We start from the raw sequence: 4,761 nt of genomic DNA on the forward strand, positions 1-4,761 counted from the left end.
AGCCATACGATATCAAGGAGTTGATCCTGAAGGTTGCCGACGAAGGCGACTTCTTCGAGATCCAGCAAAGCTTTGCCAGAAACATCGTCACCGGCTTCGGCCGCGTCGAGGGCCGCACCGTCGGCTTTATCGCCAACCAGCCGATGGTGCTGGCCGGCGTGCTCGATTCCGACGCCAGCCGCAAGGCGGCGCGCTTCGTTCGCTTCTGCGACTGCTTTTCGATCCCGATCGTCACCTTCGTCGATGTTCCCGGCTTCCTGCCGGGCACCGCGCAGGAATATGGCGGGCTGATCAAGCACGGCGCCAAGCTGCTGTTCGCCTATGCCGAGGCGACCGTGCCGAAGATCACCGTGATCACCCGGAAGGCCTATGGCGGGGCCTATGACGTGATGGCGTCAAAGCATCTGCGCGGCGACATGAACTATGCCTGGCCGACAGCACAGATTGCGGTGATGGGTGCCAGGGGCGCGGTCGAGATCATCTACCGCAAGGACATCGGCGACGCGGGAAAGATCGCAGCGCATACAAAGGCTTACGAGGATCGCTTCCTGTCGCCCTTCGTCGCCGCCGAACGCGGCTATGTCGACGAGGTGATCATGCCGCATTCGACCCGTCGTCGCGTTGCCCGGGCGCTCAGGATGCTGCGCAACAAGGACATGCAGAACCCCTGGAAGAAGCACGACAACATCCCGTTGTGACCTGAATGTCGCGCTTCATCATCAGCGCTGGGCGGCGGTTCGGCAGGTTCGGGGTGCTGTTTTTCGTGGTTCCCGCAGCCATCATCTTCTGTATCTGGATGTCGCTGCTCGACAGCCATCCAGTCTGGTTCATCGCCTGCGGATTTCTCGTCATGCCGATCTCGACCACCGCGGCGGCTTTTCTATTCGGCACATTGTTTGCCGGCTTTCGGCGCAGCAAGATCAAGGGAGTGAGCCGGGCGGAGGCACCTGGCCTGTGGGACCAGTGGGAAAAAGTCGCCGGCCCGCGCAGAGCCGCCCGCACCGTGATTGCGCTGGAGGACAGCTTGAACGCCGGCGTGCGGGAGGAGCGCACGCTTCTTGGTCTTCTCGGCCGCCGGCTATTTTTGACGGTCGGCATCCCCTTGCTCGTCGTTACCGACGAAAATGCTCTTGCGGCAATTCTTGCCCATGAAGACGCGCATGTGCGCAACAAGGACACCAATGGCGGCCTCAACCTTGCCGAGTTCGAGAACAGTTTCGGCTTCGTGTTCGAGTACGCGCCACCTGGGGTGACGATATCGGGCAGCCTCCTCCATGCGGCTATCGGCTGGCTGTCGGAATCGTTCGAGCGGGAAGACATCCGACTTTCACGCGAGGCGGAGATCAAGGCGGATCGCCACGCGGCGACATCCGGAAATGCCGAACAAGCGGCGCGCGCGCTCCTGCTCGTCGCGGCGGCAGACGTACATTTCGCCGAGAAAGTCTATGAGCCGCTGCGGCGCGAGGTGATGGGCGCTTTGCGTCCGCCGCGACCGCCACTTGCCCGCCTGTTGGAAGCGGCCGGGGAGCTGTCGCAAGCCCAGTACCTGAACGCTTGCGCGCAAAAGGCGTGGGTGCGTCCGGACGACGGCAAGTCGACGCACCCCTCATGGGCACAGCGGTTGGCAGCACTTGGGTACGTCGAAGCGCCTGAGATCGCCCCGATACGTCGGACAGCGCTCTCGACGCTGCTGAGCCCGGATACGGTCGAACAACAGATCGCTGCGTTCGACAGTAGATGGACCGGCAGATGGAGGACTATCTCCAACGCTGAGGGTTCGTGCCGCACGCTGCCGCGACAACACCCCGCTGTGAGGTCGCCCTACTCGTAGTGCTCGTAGGATTTTTCCTCGATGATCGCGGAACTCAGCAGCAGGTTTATCTCGCGCTTCAGGGCGGCGCGGCGGTCGTTCGTGCGGTAGACGCCGCGGGCGAGCTCGATGAAACGATCGCCGAAGCGCTTGTTGAGCTCTTCGATGCGGATATCGTCCTCGATGACCCAGAGCGCCTGGTTGACGGCCTTCAACTCGGCGTAGAGGCCAGCCAGCGCCTCTGAACTGGGGATGTGTTCGTCGCGAACATGCGATAGCTGCTCCAGCTCGTGCAGTACGTTGGCCAGCTTGGACGCGTCGGCGATGCTTGCCGCCTTGATCTCGAGGATCGATATCTTGTCCAGCAATTCGCCGGGGGCGATCTCGACGAGTATGGGGCGGACCATGCTATTGCCCTTTTCTGATGAGCCTTGTCAAAATTCACCGGCTGGGAATATGGACCCGCCGGAAAGCGTAGCGGCAATAGGCAGCCGAAACGAGTCAAGTCAATCTCCCGGACGGCAGGGAATGCTCCGGCGCGGAAAGAGAAAGCAAAAAGGGTGTTCGCCTTGAATCCAATTCTTCTGGTCGGCTTTCCGGCGGTCGGCGATTTCGTCCGCTGTCATTCGGCCATCCGCATCCTCGCGGAACGGTTTCCCGAGCGCCCGATCGACGTCGTGACATCGCCCGGAAACGTATCCTTTGCCCGCTTCATGCCGCATGTCCGCAAGGCCTGGGCACTAAAGAAGCGGCATATGCAACTCGGTCTGGCAGAGCGCCGCGACCTGATACGCGAGCTTCGCAAGCAGAACTATGGCACGGCCTATCTCATGACGAGCACGATCAAAGCGGCCCTGATTCCGTTCTTGGCCGGCATTCCGGAACGCATCGGCTATCCGCAGGAGTTGCAGTTCGGGTTGGTCAATCGCCTTCCTGCTGATTGGCTGCGGCATTTGTGGGCGTTCGGTCCGCGCAAGACACGCCTCTACGAGGAGGTATGCTCCATTGCCACGCTGGGCGCAAAGCCGGCGAACGTCGATTGGCCAGCGCCGCAGCTGGTCATTCCTGGCGCGGAACTGGATGAGTGGCGCAGCCGCGCCGGTGTCGAAGCCGGCACGCCGGCCCTGGCCATCTTCACCGGAGATATGACGAGTCCGCGATCGTGGCCGATGGGGCGCTTCATCTCGATCGCCAAGGACTATTGCAGCCGCGGCTGGGCGGTATGGATTGTCGGCGGCCCTCGCGAACATGATGCGGCGAACCGGATCCGCGCCGAGGTGCCGCAAGCGATCGATTTCACCACGACGCCGCTGATCGACGTGATGTACCAGCTTGGCGCGTCAGCGCTGTTCCTTGGCGTCAATGGCGGCATGTCCCATGCCGCGGCAGCCTTGAACATTCCCTGCGTGCAGATCTTCGGCTCGAACCTTTCCTACGTACATGGGCCGGTCAATGACCATGTCCGCTATCTCGAGCCGCCCATTTCGACCCCGAGTTGGATCGAGGATACATCCGGTGTCAGCGAGGAAAGGGTGCGCGAGGCCTTGGCTGCTGCCTTCGCGGAACCGCGCCGCCCGCCAGGCGCCTGATATCGCTACTCCTCTTCCGCCGCTCCGAAACCCGCACCCATCGTCGCGCGCGCAGCGCTCGCCCATGGCGTTGCGTGGTTGTCGATGCGCATCTGGAAGATGAAATAGGTCGGCGAGCAGAAGCCGATGCCTTTCACCTTGGCGGCGCCCGGCGTGTCCGGCGGCAGCGACTGGCACATATAGTCCTCGCGGCAAAAATGGTCAGCCGAGCAGGCCGGCCGGTTGCCGCGATTGACCGCGCCGCCGAGGCATTGGTCGAAATTGTTGGTCGCCACGCAGGTGTCGAATTTCTTGCCGCCGACCAGGCCGCAGATCTCGTTCGGCATCGGCTTGCCGGCCCTGAAGGCGGCGAAGGTGCGGTCCTTGTCGTCGCAGCCGCGATATGCGATGCCGGCCGGCACGCCGATCTTCGGCGGCCGGCATGTGTAGGCGGTGCGTGAGATGTCGGAGGCGAACGCGGCGAACTGCCCGGTGATGGTGTAGCGGTCGTTGAAGGGTTGCGACGGATTGCTGGCGATCGATCCCGTCAGACACGGATGGCCGGAAAACATCGCCCTGCTGTCCTTGGGCAGCAGGCATTGCGCCAGCCTGGTGCGCACCCCAGACGCGGTGGCGAGCGGCGTGCAGACCGTGCCGCCGCCGCACTGCCAGGTCTGGCCGAAGCGGGCGGCGTCCTCCGGCATCAGGCACGGCATCGCCATCTCGGCCGGCACGTAGGAGACTTCGCCTGCATCCTTCCATCCGCCCGCCGGTGCGAAGGAAAGCGGACGAAACCGGTTCGGCTCCTTGCCTTCGGTCGTGGCCCGCAGCCAGGCCACGCGGCGCGGGATTTCGGCATGGAGGTGCGGCGAGATGCCGACCTCGATCCGGTTGAGCGGCGACGTCGTCCTGTCGTCCAGGCCGATGAAATGGAAGCCGGCGGTGGACCCTGCCTGATGGCAGCCCTGGCAGGCGCCATTGTCCAGCCGCTCGACCAGCGCTTCCGGCGTGCGCACCAGTTGCAGCGCGGAATAGTCGAGCCCGGCGAAATCCGCAGGCTGGAACAGCGGCGTGAACGGATGATTGGCCTGCCGCGCGCTGCCGAAGGTGGACCACGAGATGACCTTCCTCGCCAGGAACTCGTCCGGTATCTCGTAGACGCCGAGATCGACCGCGCCGACATTGGCGCTGACATAGTCGGCGAGCTTTTTCTTGAGCACGGCATCTTCCGACAGCCGCGCGACGTCAGGCGTGTTCTCCAGCGGCTTTTCGCTGACGGTGGCGCCATCGATCCCAAAAATCCGCATGAGGTAGGCGGCCTGCCCGCCGAACTCGGTCTCCTGGCCGGAGGGAAAGCGCACCACTTGCGCGTTGAGTTCGAGC

5 protein-coding genes are annotated in these 4,761 nt (G+C 63.4%); 3 read left to right on the forward strand and 2 right to left on the reverse strand.

Annotation, left to right across the window (positions count from 1 at the left end):
* Together EN742_RS24705 and EN742_RS24710 are read left to right on the forward strand one after the other, a co-directional pair.
* A partial coding sequence (locus EN742_RS24705; protein ID WP_281034988.1) for a carboxyl transferase domain-containing protein occupies positions 1 to 698 on the forward strand: 698 nt, incomplete at its 5' end.
* Positions 699 to 703: 5 nt separating this feature from the next.
* Positions 704 to 1,831 carry a M48 family metallopeptidase gene (locus EN742_RS24710; RefSeq protein ID WP_128333395.1) on the forward strand — a complete coding sequence of 376 codons (1,128 nt, stop codon included), beginning with the start codon at positions 704 to 706 and terminating at the stop codon, positions 1,829 to 1,831.
* Here EN742_RS24710 and EN742_RS24715 read toward each other — a convergent pair.
* On the reverse strand, positions 1,822 to 2,217 hold the full coding sequence (locus tag EN742_RS24715) for a DUF6165 family protein (RefSeq protein ID WP_127407312.1): 396 nt from the start codon (positions 2,215 to 2,217) through the stop codon (positions 1,822 to 1,824). The two genes, EN742_RS24710 and EN742_RS24715, sit on opposite strands and share 10 nt — an antisense overlap.
* A 153-nt stretch (positions 2,218 to 2,370) precedes the next feature.
* On the opposite strand from EN742_RS24715, the gene waaF reads away from it, so the two are divergent.
* Complete coding sequence (gene waaF / locus EN742_RS24720) at positions 2,371 to 3,399, forward strand: lipopolysaccharide heptosyltransferase II (RefSeq protein ID WP_245482474.1); 1,029 nt, start codon at positions 2,371 to 2,373, stop codon at positions 3,397 to 3,399.
* A gap of 5 nt (positions 3,400 to 3,404) precedes the next feature.
* Here waaF and EN742_RS24725 read toward each other — a convergent pair.
* The coding region (locus EN742_RS24725) for a hypothetical protein (protein ID WP_128333396.1) at positions 3,405 to 4,761 on the reverse strand (1,357 nt) is incomplete at its 5' end.

Origin of the sequence: Mesorhizobium sp. M4A.F.Ca.ET.020.02.1.1 (genome assembly GCF_004022645.1) — a bacterium.
In the GTDB taxonomy this organism is placed as follows: domain Bacteria; phylum Pseudomonadota; class Alphaproteobacteria; order Rhizobiales; family Rhizobiaceae; genus Mesorhizobium.

Bases quoted from the DNA above. Each gene is read 5' to 3' on its own strand.
- EN742_RS24710 (WP_128333395.1), top strand. From the start codon at position 704: ATGTCGCGCTTCATCATCAGCGCTGGGCGGCGGTTCGGCAGGTTCGGG.
- EN742_RS24715 (WP_127407312.1), bottom strand. From the start codon at position 2,217: ATGGTCCGCCCCATACTCGTCGAGATCGCCCCCGGCGAATTGCTGGAC.